The organism is Pontibacter diazotrophicus, from assembly GCF_003367245.1.
In the GTDB taxonomy this organism is placed as follows: Bacteria; Bacteroidota; Bacteroidia; order Cytophagales; family Hymenobacteraceae; genus Pontibacter; species Pontibacter diazotrophicus.
This window is the reverse complement of sequence record NZ_QRGR01000021.1, coordinates 22,032-39,181: the sequence shown is the minus strand read 5'-3', so window position 1 is coordinate 39,181 and position 17,150 is coordinate 22,032. Positions and strand designations below refer to the sequence as shown.

The following is a 17,150-nucleotide window of genomic DNA, read 5'->3' as shown; positions in this document are numbered from 1 at the left end:
CCCAGGTTTAATTTTTTTTACTCTTCGTGCAAGGCGGTAGCCGGGTGTATGGCTGCCGCCTGCCTGCTGGGATAGAGGGCGCAGCTGATAACCAGGATGTAGATAAGTGCCACGGCAATGAGTATAGCGGTCACATATACCTCCGGGGACAGCTCAAATACCCCCAACAGTGGGAACTGTCCGGCAAAGAAACAACCCAGTAGAAGACCAAACGTAGTCACGACGAGTATTTCTCCCAGAAACTGTTTATAGATCTGCCCAGCCGTGGCACCCATGGCACGCCGTAAACCAATCTCAGAAGTGCGTTTGTTGATGTTGTACCACAGCACCCCAAACAGGCCGAGGGCAACATTGAAAATCAGAAAGCCGCAAACCAGTCCCAGCGCGATCATCGGAACCAGCGTGAGCCTGACTTTGCTCTGGCGCATCGTCTCCAGCGTGGCTACTTCCATGGTCCAGTCTTTGGCGATACCGGAGAGCTCCTTCATCATCTTCTCCTCAAAGGCCACGCCCGTGCCCGGCTTTACCCGTAGTAAAAGGCTGCCCCATAAATGGTTGTTGTTTTCCTGGAGGTTGATGCGGGAAAAGTAGGCAGGCGCATCGGCATCGTATTCACTGTAAGCCCGGTAATAATCCATCACCCCAACAACCTTGTAATGGGTAGAGTCATCAACGGGAATGAGCTTCCCTAAGGCGTCCTCCTCCCCAAACAGCTTCTGTTTCAACATCCCGTTTATCACAACCGGTTTGTGTGTGGAGGCGTCATCCTGAGGGCCGAACCATCTGCCTTCCCGCACCTGGAGCCGCAGCACATCCTTTAAATCGTCCTGCGCATCAAATGCATTCGTCTGCACATCTTTGGCGTTGCCATACGAAAGGCTCATTCCCATCTGGCTGAAGGCAAAGGGAACATTACTGTTAGAGTAGGAAGCAGCTTCTACCTGTTGGAAGCCACGAATCCGCTGAAGCAGTTGCTCCTGAACCAGGCGGTTCTGGGCGGTAGAGTCAGAATTAGGGCGTAGCGAAATATGCCACACATTTTCATAATCGTAGCCTAGTGGCTTTGTGTAGTTGAGGTAATTGTATATGACCAGGCTCATCACCCCGAACAGTACCAGAAAGGAAAAGAAAATTTCAGTTATCAGCAGGAAGTTGCTCTTCTTCCGGTTCCACATTAGTTTAAGCAGATGGCGTATCATTTGGATCCTCCTTTCAGTGCCTCTACGGCGTGTAAACGTGACATTTTAAAGGCCGGGTAAACCCCGGAGATAAGACCAAAAATCAGGCAGAGCAGCAATCCCCACGCAAATACCCGCAGGTTAAGGCTCAGGTCTGCATAAGCGATGAGGCGGCTGTCGTTTATCATTTCAAGGACCAGGGCTGACAGCGCAAAGCCGAACAAACCGCCTATCAGCGTCAGGAAGACATTTTCGACGACAAACTGCCCAATGATGGTGTTGGACGAGGCACCAAAAGCTTTCCGGACCCCAATTTCAGAGGACCGTTCCATGATGCGGCTGATGTTTATGTTGATAAGGTTGATGGTGGGCAGCAGCATGAAAAGCAGCGTGATGCCAGTCAGTATAACGTAGAGCAACCCAAGCTTGCCTTCCCGGCCTTTTCCCAATAGGGTACGGGCAAAGCTTTCGAGAATAGAGTCAGGGAAAGAGTGAAGTGCTGTTCCTTTTTCCGGGTTCTGTCGCTCTACCTCTTGCATCATATGTGCATATTCGTTCTTTATGCCCGGAATGTCTGCTGCCTGCCGTGCTTTTATCGTGGCGAAATAAGTGCCTCTCAGACCGGTGTTCTTAAATTCCTGGCTACGAAGGGTAATCGGCACCCATATGTCAGCGTAAGAATGCAACCGTAGTACGGGTACATCTTCTACCACTCCCACTACTTTGTAATTCACCTGGTCTACTTCAATCTCTTGCCCTATGGCCTCGCCTGTGCCGAAGTATTGCCGTCGTGTGTTTTCGTTGATCACGGCTACGCGGCTGGCATACGCTACTTCCTGCTTCCCGAATGGCTTGCCTTCCAGGAAGTTGAAATCCAGGATTTGCCAGAACTGCGCATCCGTAAATTTAATGTCGAGTGCCAGCTTTTTATTGTTCACATAACTGTTAACAGTAACAAATACGGAATTGATAGATACGTTCTCAGGAGTCTCTAAAGTGTGCACGTAGCGGTTGAGGAAGTAGTAACTGGGTGGGCCACTGCTCATAAAGCCGCCATCCCGCTGTTCGCGCATGATGTTCACGAAAAGCAGTTCGTCTGTTTTCTGCTCCGGCATCTGCGGTCCGAAGGTATGGTCGAAGAGGGCGGTCACCACCATGAGTACCATCAGGGTAAAGCTGATACCGAAGAGGCTGATGAAAGTAAAGAACTTGCGCCGCAAGAGCACCTTCCAGGCTATTTTTATATAGTTCTTCAACATGACTTTAGGCTTTTTGGAAGTCGTACAGTTTAGCGTCAGATACCTGCTGCCCGTCGAAGAACCGCACCAGGCGCTCTGTTTTCTGGGCCATCTGCTCATCGTGTGTCACCATCACGATGGTGGTAAACTCCTGGCGGTTCAGGTCCAGGAGGATCTGCATGATTTCCTCGCCCATGACGGAGTCCAGGTTACCGGTCGGCTCATCGGCCAGGATGATTTCCGGCATGCCAATAAGGGCGCGGGCAATGGCCACCCGCTGGCGCTGCCCGCCCGATAGCTGGCTTGGGTAGTGGCCCGTGCGGGAGCTGAGGCCCACTTTCTCCAGCGCTACCTGCGCCCGCTTCCGGCGATCAGCGGCTGACACATGGGGGCGGTAGAGGAGGGGCAGTTCCACATTGTCCAGCACGCTCAAATCCTGGATCAGGTGGTAGCTCTGGAAAACGAAGCCTATTTTCTCGTTGCGGAGGTGCGCCAGTTCTTTGTCTTTGTAAGAGGTAATAAGCTTCCCCCCAATTTCCACGGTGCCGCTGCTGGGCACATCCAGCAGCCCCATGATGTTGAGGAGCGTACTTTTGCCGCAACCCGATGGGCCCATGATGGAGAGGAACTCCCCCTGTGGAACCGTCAGGTTCACGTTTTGCAAGGCTACCGTTTCGATGGACTTTGTCTGGTAGACTTTCTCGATATTTTTTAGCGTTATCATCGTCTTATTTCTTAGTTCTAATATATTGCTTTAAAATCTATTCTGCTTCTTTCATGGTCAGTACTTCCTGCTTCTCAAAATCAAAGAGCGTTAGCTGGCGGAGATTATAATAAGCTTCCCAGAACTCACTGAGCGAGGCAATGTATGCCCGGCGCGCCTGGTCTTTCTCTGTCAGGGCAATGCCCAGATCTGTGATGCTGATGCGGCCAATCAGGTAAATGCTTTTGGCGATGTCGTAGCGTTCCTGGGCAATGGCATCGGCTTCGGCGGTGGCTTTTATGCGGTTTTTGAGCATGTTGTACTGGTTTACCTGCGTGATAACAGCCTGCTCAAAGCTTGCCTCTTCCTGCGCTACCGTGTGCTGCACCAGTTTCCGGTCCAGGGCCGCTACTTTGTAGTTGGCGCGCTGGCGGCCCCAGTCCAGTAGCGGCATGTTGAACCCAATCTGCACCCCCTGCTGGTTCTCGGGCTGCTGGTAAATGTCTCTCCAGTTCTCGCCGCGGTTGGTGAGGCCGAAGGTTGCGTAAACGCTGGCATTGAAACCGTTGTCACCTTTTGCTTTGGCCACGCCACTTTCTGCCTCCAGCAAGCGGCGCTGGAAGTTCAGGTTTTCTTTCCTGTTTTTGTAGGCTTCTGACAAAGCTATTGCGGCCTGCACATCGGCTGAGGGGATATCTTCCGGCACCTGTAGCTGAAGTTGCAGGCTGTCGCGCAGGCCTACATAGGTTTGCAGGGCAAGCAGGGCAGTTTGTGCATCCAGTGTTGCCTGTGCCTGCGCCAATCCTGCATTCAGCACGGCAAGGCGCAGCTGGAGCAAGTCGTTTTTAGAGAGGCGACCCAGTTTATACTTCTCCTGCGCCACCTGGTACAGTGTGTCGTTGTTCGCCAGGTTTTTGGCCGCTATATCCTGGTTTACCTGTGCCAGCAGCAGGTCGAAATAAAGGGTGGTCGCTGTTACGGCGATTTTCTCCCGGTCTTCTAAGTACTGCCTCTGCGATTCTTCATACCGTAGCGGCTCAATGCGCCTTTCCCAGCGCAGCCTGTTATAAGCAAACAGGGGCTGTTCGAAGCCGATGATAGCCGGGTTGCCATTGTAGCGGGTCTGGGTTCTTTCAAAGTCATCGAAGCGCTGCATCAGCGACGTCACGAAAATGCTGCCGCCCGTTGGGCTGATTACCTGCTCCAGCGTCAGGCCCACCTCGGAGTAGTTATTGGACACGGGCTTAAACTCCAGGGTGCCGTCTGGTTGCGTTACCGGATTAATGGTGCGGCGGAAGTCGGGCAGTATGCCTTCTATACTTAGCTGGGGCTTATAGCCTGCCTTAAAGCTGCGCCACTGCCAGTAGCTGGTTTCCCGCGTCGTTTCCACCTGTCGTGCCACCGCCGACTGCTCCTGCGCCATCTCAATCACCTCCTGCAGGCGCAGCTGGCGCGTAGCAGGTTGGGCGAAAGTTAGGTCAGATAGCAGCAGGAGGCACACAAACCACAAACAGAAGATTAAATGGCTTTTTATAGTTTTAGTTTTGGGTAGCACGGTGCACGAATAAAGTATCATGACAAAAGAGAATGTTTATAATATTGTAAAGAGATTGATGAAGTATTTTTTCATAGCTCAGAAAAGCGGGGCGGATAAAATAAATCGTGATACTTGATTCGTGCTACATGATTCGGAAAACTTAATCTAGTTTGATTTTCTTCAGGTGTTCGTAGTCTTCCAGTGAAGAAATCACTACTTCATCTCCCGGCTGCACGCTGCCTTCTACTTCTACAAAGTCTGTGTTGCTTGCCCCGGTGCTGGCTGGTATTTGTACAAGTTCATCGCCACGCACCACAAATAGCCTGTCGTTGTTGTGGGCACTGTTGAAGTAAGGTCCGTTCTTCACCCGAAGGGTATTGGGCTTTGTGGCGGTGGTCACGTACACATCCACGCGCAGGTTAGGGCGCAGCACCTTGTGGGCATTTTCATGCAGCGCCACAAAAAAGGTGACCGTCCCGTTTGTGACTGTCGGCTCTATAGCGGCAATGGTGCCATTCAGGTCGGTGTCGTTGACACGTATCGTAGCTTCACCACCTGTCTGTAGCTGCTCCGCAAAAGCATCTGATACAGCCGCTTTTATTTTAAAGCTGCTCAGGTCAGCGAGCCGAACAATTACATCCCCCGCATTCACGTTGCTGCCGATCTCGTTCTTCACCCAGGTAACCACCCCGCGGTGCGTTGCCCGCACTTCGGCCTGCTGCATTTTGCGCTCCAGCTCTTCAATAGTTCGTCCCTGCATGGCCAGTGTAAAGCCTAGTTCCTGCTCGTCTGCTTTCAGCAGCTCCCGCTCGCTGGCGATATCGCGCTCCAGTTGAGCCAGTTCCTGCTGTGAAATTCTCAGATTGAGTTCGGCCTGCTTTACCTGTTCCTGGGTGCCGCCTCCAATCTTCAGCAGGTACTGCTCGTCTTCGAGGCGGGCCTGCAGGCTTTTCACACTCATGCGCTTTATCGCCAGCTGCGACTCCAGCGCATTCAGCTTTTTCTGTAGCTGTAGCCGGAGCTGCACCCGCTTGTGCTGGTTCATTTCCTGCTCGTCTTTGAGCTTGTCGTAAGTCAGTTGCGAGAAAGACCTGTCCAGCAGCAGCACCTGGTCACCGGGTTCAACTTCTTCACCGGATGTGCGCACCACCTGCTCAATGCGGGCCTGTATGGGACTGGTAATGGCCTGCTCATGCTCCGGTACCACCACGCCGGAAGCGGTTAAGGTGGCTACCACCGGTCCATGTTCCACTGTGGCCGTTCTGATTTCGCTTCGCCCGATGCTTGGTGTAATAAGGGTCCTGAAACCAAAAATGGCTGCTGCCACCAACGCAATAGCGACACCGATTTGCCAGAAGCGCTTGCGCTTGTGAGCTTGTTTTGTAGCGGCGGATAGTTCACGGTCCATCTTGTTTTCTAATCTGATTCTGAACTATATAGCCAATTCATATGCCAGTAATACAAGATGTTGTAAATCAGTTGTTTGTGGTTTGGATAGGCGTCTTTTGCTCTTTGAAAAGTGTTCAATATTGAACAGTTTGTTCGGTTTTGGGAGGAGAGGATGGTGGAAAAGCAAATAGGGTTGATGAAACTAAACAGAATGAGGCTGTAATACCTTGGAGGGACTTCTATAACCTGTTTAATCGTTACAAATGATACCAAAAACGTTAAGCTCCCTCCATTATGCAACAGCGTTTTCTAATAGTCAGCACGAAGTGAATCTGTTTCCAGTCTTTGGGTTGAGCGCCTTGTAAATTTCCGGTGCCACGCCAGTGGCAGCCGATAGGCAGGAAATATACACAGCGCGATGCCCGAAGACGAGGCCTCTCGGCCTAGAGAGCACAGAGCATTAGAAATGAGACATTAGGTCTGATGCCGCTGGATGAACCGTTGCAACGGTAGCTTAGACAGCATCAATCATTCTCGGAGGCCCTTGGCTTAGAAACTCCTTGAGAAGCTATGGCGCATAGTTCAGTTGAAGTGGTATAATCTGTCAGAAGCAGGATTTTCAGGATTGGGAGGATTGGGAGGATGGACATTTATGAACATATCAGCCACTATAAAGCACCAGCGCCGGCTTTCCTGATAGAGAGCCGGCGCTGGTGCTTAGTACTGTTTGGGATAAATCTACCCAGCTAGCTCTTTATAGCGTTTCAAAGCCTCAATGTAATAGTAGTCGCCATACGTAAGCGGTACATCTACCTCGGTACCTGCCGGCATGTGGCCAACGCCGCGTTTTAATATGAAACCACCATTGGTGCCAGGCGCTGCTTTGTATTCGTCTGAAGACAGGTTCTTGATTATAGTCTCTGCTGTATTAAAGTATTCCTGTCCCTTTGCCTGATCCACATACTGGCTCAACTCCAAAAGAGCAGAGGCGGTGATGGCTGCGGCAGAGGCGTCGCGTAGCGCGTCCGGGATGCCGGGGGCATGGAAATCCCAGTATGGGATTTTATCTTCCGGCATGTTCTCATGGTTCAGCATAAACTCGGCGATGCGCTGCGCCTGTTGCAGGTATTTTTCGTCTTTTGTTTCGCGGTAGGTGTCAATAAAGCCGTAAAGCCCCCATGCCTGCCCTCTTGCCCAGGCCGATTCATCAGCTGCTCCCTGTGCGGTTTTCTTTTCCTGTACTTCGCCGGTGGTGGGGTTGTAGTTGATGACGTGGTAGGTGCTGTTGTCAGGCCGGAAGTGGTTTTGCATGGTGGTATTGGCATGCGTCACGGCAATGTCATAATAGGTGGAGTCGCCGGTTTCTTTTGTTGCCCAGAAGAGCAGATCGAGGTTCATCATATTGTCGATGATCACGATGAAATCTTCCGGTTTAGAATCCCAGGAACGGATAGCGCCTACGGCCGGGTTAAAACGGGTGGCCAGCGAACGGGCACTGTTTAGCAGCACCTGCTTGTACTCCGGGGACGGGTTAATGCGGTTGGCATTGCCATAGCTGTCGTACATCATGAAGCCCAGGTCGTGCGTGGAGGTATTGTACTGTTCTTTTTCCAGTAAGGTCAGCACGCGCATCGCCTCCTCATAAAGCACCTGGTCACCGGTTTCTTCAAACAGGTATAACAGCGTGCCCGGGTAAAATCCGCTGGTCCACCACTCTGTGTCGCTGGTTTCCAGGTAATCCCTTTCTTCATGAAATGTTTTCGGCAATTTATCCTCCGGAAGCCGGGCCATCAGCACCTTGTACTGCGCTGCGGCATCCTGGAAAGCTGAATCAGCAAGCGTAAGCACCTCTTGCGTAGGATTCAGGTCATTTACCTGCGCTCTCTCACTGCTGCTACAGGCAGAGCCCAGGCATACGCTGGCAATCAGGAGTGCTTTGGCGTATAAATGTTTTTGTCGCATAAAATCGGGTGTATTTATAGATGATGTTAGAATGTTCTGGTCCGTTTGCGCCGGTTCAGGCAATCAGGCCTTTTAAGTATGCTGTGCGTTGATGAATAGTTAAATCCATAACCGGGAATCGAAATTCACGGCATAAGATTAAATATAGTTAATTATAGTATGAAGAGGCTTTTCCTGCTGAAATTAATTCTATAGGTTTTACTCCTGATAACCAGTCTTCGAAGCATACGGGTACGGAACGGCAAGCATTTCCGCTCATCTTTTCTTAATTTGCCTTAAACCGATAGATAAAACTATGAAATATAAAGAAAGATTAGCCGCCATTCGCAGTCAGATGAAAGGCGAAGGTGTAAGCGCTTACATCATTCCTTCGGCAGACCCGCACATCAGCGAATATTTACCAGACAGATACAAGTGCATTGAATTTGCCTCCGGCTTTACCGGCTCGGCCGGCACCTTGGTGATAACGGAAGATTTCGCGGGCCTCTGGACCGACGCCCGCTACTTTGTGCAGGCAAAAGAGCAGCTAGCCGATACCGGCTTTGAACTGGTGTCACTAAAGGCACAGAACACCCCGGAATATATCCAGTGGCTGGATGAGCGCCTGCCAGCAGGGGCCACAGTAGCTTACGATGCGAAGCTTATCTCTGTAGGGCTGGCCCAGATGCTGGAGTCGCAGCTGTCGCCACTCGGCATCAACCTGAACAGCGACCGCGACTACCTGGAACCCATCTGGCAAAACAGACCGGCATTGCCTACGGCCCCGGCTTTTCTGGTAGGAGAGGAAACGGTAGGGGAGTCGCTGCAAAGCAAGTTGGAGCGGCTGCGTGCGGCCCTGAAGAAGCATAGAGCCGACTACCATGTAATTTCTTCATTGGATGACATGGCCTGGCTTTTTAACCTTCGCGGCGCCGATGTGAAATGTAACCCGGTGGTGCTGAGCTTTGCGCTCATCAGCCAAGAGGCCGCCATACTTTTTATCAATACCACCAAACTAAGCCAGGAGGACCAGGAGAAACTACTCGCAGCGGGAGTTGAGCTGGAGTCTTATGACCTGATTGAGAAGGCTATCGCTTTTCTGCCGAATGGCGCCAGCATCCTCATCGACCCGAAACGAAATTGCCATGCCCTGTACAAGCAGTTGCCAGCCTCCGTGCGCGTGGTACAGGACACAAACCCTACGACCTTCTTTAAAGCGCAGAAAAACGAGGTGGAAATAGAGAACACCCGCGAAACCATGATAAAAGATGGCGTGGCCCTGACGCGCTTCTTTAAGTGGCTGGAGGAGAATGTAGGTAAGACCAAAGTGACGGAGCTCTCTGTGGCTGCTAAAGTGCGCGAGTTCCGGGCAGAGCAGGAGGGCTTTGTGGGCGAAAGCTTCGATACCATTGCCGGTTACAAAGCACACGGTGCCCTGCCGCATTACAGGGTGACGGAAGAGAGCGATGCCGAACTGCAGGCGGACGGCCTGTTCCTGCTGGATTCCGGCGGGCAGTACACCACCGGCACCACCGACATCACCCGTGTGGTATCGCTGGGCAACCTGACAGAGGAGGAAAGCACTGATTATACACTGGTACTAAAAGGTATGATTGACGGGTCCACTGCCCGCTTCCCGAAAGGCACTCCCGGTTACCAGATAGATGCCATCACGCGCAAACCGCTCTGGGACCATGCCCGCAACTACGGCCACGGCACGGGCCACGGCGTTGGGTTCTTCCTGAATGTGCATGAGGGGCCGCATGTGCTGAATGCATCTCCAACGCCTGTTGCCATCTCTTTGGGGATGATTTCCTCGGTGGAGCCCGGTATTTACCGAACCGGCAAGCACGGCATCCGCATCGAGAACCTGGTGCTCACGGTACAGGACGAGAAAAACGAGTTTGGCGAGTTTTATACCTTCGAACACCTCACCCTGGCTTTAATTGACACCACACCGGTTAAAAAAGAACTGCTGGAGGCACACCAGGTAAAGTGGCTGAATGAATATAACCAGCGGGTAGTGGAGCAGCTGGGTCCGCATTTATCTGAGGAGGAGCTAAGCTGGCTGAAGGAGAAAGCGAAGGCTGTTTAATTGTTAAATTGTTGGATTGTTAAATTGTTGGCTTCGCAGGTAATAGGTGTTTAAGTATCTTTTACCGCTTTACATCCTGCTATGCCCTTACTTACTTGCTACACCATGCAGGTAGGTAGGGCATAGCATATTTATGTTCCTAATGGACACACATCAAAAAGAGCGTACCTACATATAATTCCCGGCCAACTTTATACTTGCTGATTTTATTCCTACTTTGAGGCCGTGAGAGATTATTTGCTGTTTATTGACACCGAAACGACCGGTATACCCAAAGACTGGAACGCCCCTTATACTGACAACGATAGCTGGCCACTTTCTGTGCAGGTGGCCTGGGCCATCTATACCAAAGACGGACAGGAGGTAAAATCAGAAAACTTTTATGTGCGGGATGATGATTTTGAAATCTCTCCGGAATCAATCAAAATACATGGCATAACGAGTGCATTTCTGCAGGAACAAGGCGTGCAGCGGGAAGAGGTGCTAACCCAACTTTCTGCAGACCTGAACCAATACCAGCCACTGGTGATCGCCCATTTTATGCAGCTGGACTATCACATGGTTGGAGTCTGTTTTCACAGGGCCGGCATGCATAACCCTTTACCGGATTTACCGCTTTTCTGTACCATGCAGGCATCTTCCAATTTTGTTCTCCACCCGCACCAGCGCTTCCTGCGATTGGGCCAGATGTATGAGCGGCTCTTCAATGTGCCCCTCGAGCATCAGCATAATGCCATAGTAGATGCCAGGGCCACGGCAAAATGCTTTTTTGAGTTGGTGAAACGCGGAGACATTGACGAGGGGATGATAGCAAGGCAACAAGCTGATTCTGTCGTGGCGCCTGTTGCAGATAAGAAGACCGGTTGTGGCGGTAGTGTTTTATTTATGTTTGTAATTTCCCTGTTGCTTAGTTACTGGATATGAACAATCAGTTAGAATTTCTAAAAACAGTGCGACCCTTTAATGTGCTCTCAGAAGATGTGTTGCATGGTGTGGCGGAGCTGCTACAGGAAGTAAAATATACGAAGGATACGCCTATCTATCACCAGGAGGTGACCAAAATGCGAGGAGTAGACATCATAGCAGAAGGCGAGTATGAGGCTTTCTTTTATGACAGCGAGCACAACAAAAGAGTGATAGAGCACCACCACATGGGCTATTGCTATGGAGGTGTTTCCGTGCTGCTCAATCGGAAAAGGTCGCTGCGTTCGGTGATTGCTAAGAAAGGAACGGTGGTATACTTTCTTCACCGCAGAGACTTCAGGGCACTTTGCCAGACAAACGAAGCGTTCTTCCAGTTCTTTACCGGTGAGTTTGGCAAGCGGATGATAAACGATGAGTACGCGCACTTCGTGAAGAAGCCGACCACCTTTGAGCAAAACTACATCGCTTCGGACCAGCTGTACTCCCGGAGAATTGAAAGCATCGAGTACCGGGATATGGTATCCTGCCCCCAGGATACACCCATCTATGAAGCAGCAAAATGGATGGCTGAGCAAAAAGTCAGCTGCCTTTTTGTAAAGGACACGCAGGAAAACATCATCGGCTACGTGACCGACATCACGCTGCGAGATAACGTGGTGGCCCGGCAGGTGCAGGTGCATGAGCCTGTCAGCAGTATCATGGACAACCCCATTGTGTCTATTCCTACAGAAGCTTATGTGTATGAGGCTATCCTGCTCATGTTCCGCACTCAGACGCGCTATTTACTGGTAGAGGAAAACGGGGCTTACCTTGGTTTTATCAGCCGGAATAAGCTATTGAGTGAGCAGGCGCAGTCGCCGTTCATGTTCATTCAGTCGGTAAGGCTGGCCCGCTCTGTGGTGGAACTGCGGCGGAGATGGGAGAAGGTGCCGGAAATTGTGTACCAATTGCTGAGCCGTGGAGTAAAGCCGGAGATCGTGAACCAGGTAATTACCACGGTGTCGGATACTATTGCCCTGAAAGTGATTGAGGGTGTGATTGACGAGATGGGCACACCGCCAGCCAAGTTTGCTTTTATTGTACTGGGCAGCGAGGGCCGCAAAGAGCAGACCCTCAAAACCGACCAGGACAACGCCATCATATACGAAGACAAAGCCAATGAGCAGCGCGAGCTGGTGAGGGAGTATTTCCTGGCTTTTGCAGACCAGGTGTCGGAGCGGCTTGATAAAATCGGCTTCAGCTTTTGTACCGGTGGCTACATGGCAAAAAACACAAAATGGACCCACTCGCTGTCGCACTGGAAGCGCAATTACGTGAGTTGGATGAAGGAGCCGGACCCTGATAAGGTGATGAAGTTCTCTGCTTTCTTCGACTGCCGCTACATCTATGGCGAGGCCTCCATTGTGGATGAACTGAAGGTGTTTCTGGATGAGGAACTGCAAAAGCCTTTGGGCCGCTTCCTGTTTCACATGGCCAACAACGCGATGCAGTACGAGCCGCCGCTGACGTACTTCAAAAACATCAAAACCTTTACCGTCGGAAGCCAGGAGGTATTCAACATCAAGAAAGCCATGACGCCTATCGTGGACATGGTACGGGTGTACGCGCTGCAGAACAGGATCTTCAAGACAAACACCGGGGAGCGCCTGGAGGCACTCATGGAGATAGGTGTGTTCAAGGAAAGGGAGTACCAGGAACTGATGCAGTCGTACTACTACCTGATGAGTATGCGGTTAAAGAAGCAGGCTGTCCAAATTATCAACGATAAATCAGAACCGGAAAATTACATCGATATCAGAAGCCTGACAAAGATTGAGCAGGTAACCCTGAAGGAGATATTTAAAACCATCTCCAACTTCCAGACGAACGTCAAGGTTAAATTTACCAATGCCCTGTTTAGCTAATGCTGTTATTCTGTTAGATGAAAGTGAGTAAAGTATTATGAGCCTATGGCTGACGAAACTGCTCCTATATTTGACTTAGAGAAGCATTATAACCAACTGTGGAAAGATACCTTGAGGGAACTTACGGCAGGGGCTTTTGAACTGGATCCGTTAATTGCATCTGAGAATGACTCCAGGTTCGGCGTCACGCTGTTGTTTCGGCCCGGGCAGGAGGTTCGGAAGAGGATAGAGCAGTTCCTTCTGGAGTTGCAGCAAATTGAGCCGGAGCAGTATTATTACCCGGAGCCAGATATACATGTAACGGTGATGTCTGTTATTTCCTGTCACGCTGGCTTCTCATTAGATACTATCAGGGTGGAAGAGTATATTCAACTGGTTCAGAAAACCATTCAGAACTTCCGAAGCTTTCAGCTACACTTTCGGGGCATAACAGCCTCTCCTTCCTGCCTCCTGATCCAAGGCTTCCCTGTGGCGGATCAACTCAACCACTTGAGGAATAAGCTAAGGAAAAACTTTAGAAGCGCTACGCTTCAGCAAACGATTGATACCCGCTACGTTTTACAAACCGCACATAGTACTGTTGTAAGGTTTAAGGCTCCTTTGCAAAATGCTTCAGTATTTCTGGATAAAGTGCAGGAATACAGGGAGTATGATTTTGGAAGTACTGAGGTACGTGAGCTTGAACTGGTTTACAACGACTGGTATCAGCGGACGGCTTTGGTGCGGTTGCTGGGCCGTTTTAGGCTTAGGTAACGGATGTAACGTACCATCCATTGATTTAACTTCAAGTCCCAGCGGGACGACCTGTTGATAGAAATAAAAATCTGTCGATAATTAGCTCCGTAGGAGCGGCCTGTTTGGGATAAATGTACAGGCCGCTCCTGCGGAGCTAATCTGCTTTTGGAACCTTAGGCTATCAACAGGACGTCCCGCTGGGACTGTTGCTACGGTCATTCAAGGTATCTCCACCTGTAAGGTAGCTTCACAGGCAGTATGTCAGCCTTTTCTTTACAAAGATTCACTAAGCTTTATGCCTGTGGCAGAATAATTCTCGTAAGGCAGGCTTACCTTTGAAAGCAGCTGAGGTGTTGCAGCAGTTCTTGAGAAATGTATGAGTAGTTTGATATTGTTATTCGGCAGCCTGGGGCTGGGTATTCTGTTGCAGAGAGTACGTGATTTCCCGATCAATTCACCGCTGGTACTCAATCAGTTCATTATTTATATCTCATTGCCGGCGCTGGCCCTATACTACATTCCGGACGTGAAGCTGGACAGCACTGTGCTGCTACCGGTAGGGGTGGCATGGATTTGCTTTGCCGCTTCGGCGCTGTTCTTCTGGAGCTTGGGCAAAATATTTGGCTGGTCGCGCAAACTGATTGGTTGCCTCATCCTGACTGCTGGCTTGGGCAATACTTCCTTCATCGGGTTTCCGGTTATTGAGGCGCTATATGGTTCAGAAGGGTTGAAGACGGCCATTCTTATCGATCAGCCGGGAACGTTTGTGGTGCTTTCCACGCTGGGCATTGCACTGGCCGCTGTTTTTTCAAAAGGCCAACCCGATATAAAAGCCATCTCGAAAAAGATACTTTTATTTCCCCCGTTCATCATGTTTTTCCTGGCTTTGCTGCTCAATGTGCTGCACATCAGCCTTTCAGAAGAATTGAAGGATGTATTTCAGCGCCTGGGCAGCACGGTTACACCTTTGGCGCTGGTGTCGGTGGGCATGCAGTTGCACATCGAGCGGCGCAGCAAGCACTGGCGCTTTCTGGCCCTGGGACTTTTCTTTCAGCTTATTCTGGCGCCGCTGCTGATTTACCTGCTCTACGTGCAGGTGCTGGGTGTAAGGGGGGAACTGGCGCAGATTTCCATCATGGAAGCCGCCATGGCCCCAATGATTACCGCAAGCATTGTAGCGGCCTCCTACGGCCTGAAGCCCCGCCTGGCTAACATGATGATCGGCTTTGGCATCCCCATTTCCTTTCTGACGCTGACTATCTGGTACTGGCTTATAAATGGAATATGAGGCCATAAATGGCTGTCCTCCTGTTGTTGTTTGGTGTTTTCAAGATGGTCCATTATTATCGTGATGGTTATGCGTGCTTTCGCTGCTACTATATTAAAATGTTAACATCCCCTATGTACCACAGTTTTGGGAGATTTTAAAATGGGCAGATTCTTTTCACAAGCAAGGTTTGTTAGCGCTCTGCTTAGGAGTAAAAAAGAAGAAGCCCTACGCGATAAACGTAGGGCTTCCTGAAAAATATTAACCTGAAGGCAAGTATTACATCTTTTCAATGACAATAGAAGAGGCACCGCCACCGCCGTTGCAGATGCCTGTCACGCCGATTTTACCACCTTTCTTATCCATCACATTGCACAGAGTAACCAGGATGCGGGCACCAGAGGCACCAAGCGGGTGACCCAGCGATACGGCACCGCCAAACACGTTTACGTTGCCGCCCTCCAGGCCTAGTTTCTGGTTGTTGGCAAGGGATACCACAGAGAACGCTTCGTTAATTTCGTAGTAGTCTACTTCAGAGGCATCCACACCTGCGTGCTTCAAAGCTTTTGGTATTGCCAGCGCTGGTGTAGTAGTAAACCAGATAGGGTCCTGCTCCGCATCTGCAAAGCCCAGAATTTTAGCGATCGGCTTGAGGCCTAGCTCTTCTGCTTTCTCCTTGCTCATCAGCACCACGGCAGCGGCACCATCGTTCAGGGTAGAGGCGTTGGCAGCAGTTACAGAACCTGCTTTATCGAACACCGGGCGCAGCCCTGGTATTTTATCGTAGTTTACTTTTCTGAACTCTTCGTCCTCTGACACCACAATCGGGTCTTTGCCACGCTGCGGAATTTCCACAGGCACAATCTCATCCTTCAATAAGCCAGCCTCATTCGCCTCGGCTACTTTTTTATAGGAGTTGATGGCGTACTCATCCTGCATCTCACGTGTAATCTTCATTTCACGGGCGGTGTTTTCGGCAGCATTTCCCATATGGAAGTCGTTGTACACATCCCACAGACCGTCTTTCAACAAACCATCAGTCATCTGGCCGTGTCCGAGTTTAGCGCCGAAACGGGCTTTCTCCAGGTAATAAGGCACATTCGACATGCTCTCCATACCACCTGCCACTATCACGTCTTTATGCCCCAGCATAATAGCCTGCGAAGCAAACATAATGGCCTTCGCACCAGAGGCGCATACTTTGTTTACCGTGGTACACTCTACCTCGTGTCCCAGTCCGGCAAAGACAGCAGCCTGACGGGCAGGGGCCTGGCCTACGTTGGCAGATATCACGTTGCCCATGATTACCTCCTGTACGAGACTCTTGTCTACACCGGCTTTTTCTAAAGCACCTTTTATAGCGGCGGCACCCAGTTGGGTTGCCGTAAGGCTGGCCAAAGCGCCCCCGAAGCTTCCTATCGGGGTCCTGACAGCCGAAATAATATATACTTCTTTCGTTTGCATAGTTTTATATTCGCTTTTTTGTCATGTGAAGTTACCATGTTTCGGGCGTAAAACCAAACGATCGTTAGGCAAGGCAGGAAGCTTCCCCTTGGTTCACTTTTAAACTGTCATCGCAGGTTTAATCGCTGCTTTGGTAATTTTACTTCGGCATCACCTGTTGTCCGCTCCGTTTTCATCAGTCTGCATACCCCTCCAGGCTTTCCAGCGGCTGTGTGGTGCGCATAAACTGCCCGGTCCCGAAAGCCACTTCTTTGCCTCTTTCATTATAGAGCGTGGCCTCAGCAACAAAGAGGCTCTTGCTGATTGAACGGAGGGTGCCCACTGCTTTGAGTGTACCCCCGGCAACAGGCCGAAGCAGGTTTAGCTGAAAAGATGAGGTAACGATAAAGACATCCTGCACAACAGAGGCCACTGCAAAATAGGCCGCATCGTCGAGCAGCTTGAAGTAAACAGCGCCATGTATGGCATTTGCCCCGTGGAAGTATTTTGAGGCAACAGGCAGTGTCAGTTCTGATTTAGAGTGGCTTATACGAATGCTGCTCCCATTGAAAAGTTCCTGTACGTTTGCCCTGTGGTAGAGCCGCTCCAGCCGGCGGTAATGTGCTGCTGCTTCCATGTTTGAATATGTCTCCTGGTTTTCCGGCAAGTATACGCATTCTGTAGCGGAATCAGGAGGCGGCACAGTGGAATTGGATTTTGAAAAAAGCAGGAATGAACTCTCATCACAATGAAACCAGCCTTCGGCTAATTGATGCAGCCGGCTTCCCTCCTTAGA

13 protein-coding genes are annotated in these 17,150 nt (G+C 50.6%); 5 read left to right on the top strand and 8 right to left on the bottom strand.

Translation table 11 applies throughout. From position 1 onward, the window contains the following. Window positions 1-17: 17 nt before the first annotated feature. The 6 genes from DXT99_RS18060 to DXT99_RS18035 all read right to left on the bottom strand — a co-directional run bounded on the left by DXT99_RS18060 (window position 18) and on the right by DXT99_RS18035 (window position 8,007). A complete protein-coding gene (locus tag DXT99_RS18060; protein WP_246000817.1) occupies window positions 18-1,175 on the bottom strand; it encodes an ABC transporter permease in 1,158 nt (385 codons plus the stop codon). Between the two features lie 20 nt (window positions 1,176-1,195). Beyond that, the gene (locus DXT99_RS18055) at window positions 1,196-2,437 is read right to left on the bottom strand and encodes an ABC transporter permease (protein ID WP_115566987.1); all 1,242 of its coding nucleotides are present in this window, start codon (window positions 2,435-2,437) and stop codon (window positions 1,196-1,198) included. A gap of 4 nt (window positions 2,438-2,441) precedes the next feature. Then, window positions 2,442-3,140, bottom strand: a complete 699-nt coding sequence (locus DXT99_RS18050) for an ABC transporter ATP-binding protein (RefSeq protein WP_115566986.1) — start codon at window positions 3,138-3,140, stop codon at window positions 2,442-2,444. A gap of 37 nt (window positions 3,141-3,177) precedes the next feature. Beyond that, window positions 3,178-4,620 (bottom strand): TolC family protein, encoded by a 1,443-nt coding sequence (locus tag DXT99_RS18045; RefSeq protein WP_246000838.1) that lies wholly within the window; start codon window positions 4,618-4,620, stop codon window positions 3,178-3,180. 196 nt (window positions 4,621-4,816) lie between these two features. Next, on the bottom strand, window positions 4,817-6,064 hold the full coding sequence (locus tag DXT99_RS18040) for an efflux RND transporter periplasmic adaptor subunit (RefSeq protein ID WP_115566984.1): 1,248 nt from the start codon (window positions 6,062-6,064) through the stop codon (window positions 4,817-4,819). A 719-nt stretch (window positions 6,065-6,783) separates the two neighbouring features. Continuing rightward, the gene (locus DXT99_RS18035; protein ID WP_115566983.1) at window positions 6,784-8,007 is read right to left on the bottom strand and encodes a glycoside hydrolase family 88 protein; all 1,224 of its coding nucleotides are present in this window, start codon (window positions 8,005-8,007) and stop codon (window positions 6,784-6,786) included. Window positions 8,008-8,302: 295 nt separating this feature from the next. On the opposite strand from DXT99_RS18035, the gene DXT99_RS18030 reads away from it, so the two are divergent. From DXT99_RS18030 to DXT99_RS18010, 5 genes are all read left to right on the top strand, one after another. Next, window positions 8,303-10,081: an aminopeptidase P family protein gene (locus tag DXT99_RS18030; RefSeq protein WP_115566982.1), complete on the top strand. Its 1,779-nt coding sequence runs from the start codon at window positions 8,303-8,305 to the stop codon at window positions 10,079-10,081. A 225-nt stretch (window positions 10,082-10,306) separates the two neighbouring features. Continuing rightward, window positions 10,307-11,005, top strand: coding sequence for a 3'-5' exonuclease (locus tag DXT99_RS18025; RefSeq protein WP_115566981.1), 699 nt, complete (start codon window positions 10,307-10,309; stop codon window positions 11,003-11,005). Continuing rightward, window positions 11,002-12,909, top strand: coding sequence for a DUF294 nucleotidyltransferase-like domain-containing protein (locus DXT99_RS18020; RefSeq protein ID WP_115566980.1), 1,908 nt, complete (start codon window positions 11,002-11,004; stop codon window positions 12,907-12,909). Before DXT99_RS18025 ends, DXT99_RS18020 begins: the two co-directional genes overlap by 4 nt. Window positions 12,910-12,954: 45 nt before the next feature. After that, the gene (locus DXT99_RS18015) at window positions 12,955-13,662 is read left to right on the top strand and encodes a 2'-5' RNA ligase family protein (RefSeq protein WP_115566979.1); all 708 of its coding nucleotides are present in this window, start codon (window positions 12,955-12,957) and stop codon (window positions 13,660-13,662) included. 358 nt (window positions 13,663-14,020) lie between these two features. Further along, window positions 14,021-14,932, top strand: a complete 912-nt coding sequence (locus tag DXT99_RS18010) for an AEC family transporter (RefSeq protein ID WP_115566978.1) — start codon at window positions 14,021-14,023, stop codon at window positions 14,930-14,932. A 258-nt stretch (window positions 14,933-15,190) separates the two neighbouring features. Here DXT99_RS18010 and DXT99_RS18005 read toward each other — a convergent pair whose 3' ends face one another. Continuing rightward, complete coding sequence (locus tag DXT99_RS18005; RefSeq protein WP_115566977.1) at window positions 15,191-16,375, bottom strand: acetyl-CoA C-acyltransferase; 1,185 nt, start codon at window positions 16,373-16,375, stop codon at window positions 15,191-15,193. A gap of 175 nt (window positions 16,376-16,550) precedes the next feature. Beyond that, the gene (locus DXT99_RS18000) at window positions 16,551-16,991 is read right to left on the bottom strand and encodes a PaaI family thioesterase (protein WP_115567068.1); all 441 of its coding nucleotides are present in this window, start codon (window positions 16,989-16,991) and stop codon (window positions 16,551-16,553) included. Window positions 16,992-17,150: the final 159 nt, after the last annotated feature.

Excerpts from the sequence above, each read along its gene's own strand:
- DXT99_RS18060 (WP_246000817.1), bottom strand. The coding sequence starts at position 1,175 with ATGTGGAACCGGAAGAAGAGCAACTTCCTGCTGATAACTGAAATTTTC.
- DXT99_RS18010 (WP_115566978.1), top strand. The coding sequence starts at position 14,021 with ATGAGTAGTTTGATATTGTTATTCGGCAGCCTGGGGCTGGGTATTCTG.
- DXT99_RS18050 (WP_115566986.1), bottom strand. The coding sequence starts at position 3,140 with ATGATAACGCTAAAAAATATCGAGAAAGTCTACCAGACAAAGTCCATC.
- DXT99_RS18040 (WP_115566984.1), bottom strand. The coding sequence starts at position 6,064 with ATGGACCGTGAACTATCCGCCGCTACAAAACAAGCTCACAAGCGCAAG.
- DXT99_RS18030 (WP_115566982.1), top strand. The coding sequence starts at position 8,303 with ATGAAATATAAAGAAAGATTAGCCGCCATTCGCAGTCAGATGAAAGGC.
- DXT99_RS18000 (WP_115567068.1), bottom strand. The coding sequence starts at position 16,991 with ATGGAAGCAGCAGCACATTACCGCCGGCTGGAGCGGCTCTACCACAGG.
- DXT99_RS18015 (WP_115566979.1), top strand. The coding sequence starts at position 12,955 with ATGGCTGACGAAACTGCTCCTATATTTGACTTAGAGAAGCATTATAAC.
- DXT99_RS18020 (WP_115566980.1), top strand. The coding sequence starts at position 11,002 with ATGAACAATCAGTTAGAATTTCTAAAAACAGTGCGACCCTTTAATGTG.
- DXT99_RS18005 (WP_115566977.1), bottom strand. The coding sequence starts at position 16,375 with ATGCAAACGAAAGAAGTATATATTATTTCGGCTGTCAGGACCCCGATA.
- DXT99_RS18055 (WP_115566987.1), bottom strand. The coding sequence starts at position 2,437 with ATGTTGAAGAACTATATAAAAATAGCCTGGAAGGTGCTCTTGCGGCGC.
- DXT99_RS18035 (WP_115566983.1), bottom strand. The coding sequence starts at position 8,007 with ATGCGACAAAAACATTTATACGCCAAAGCACTCCTGATTGCCAGCGTA.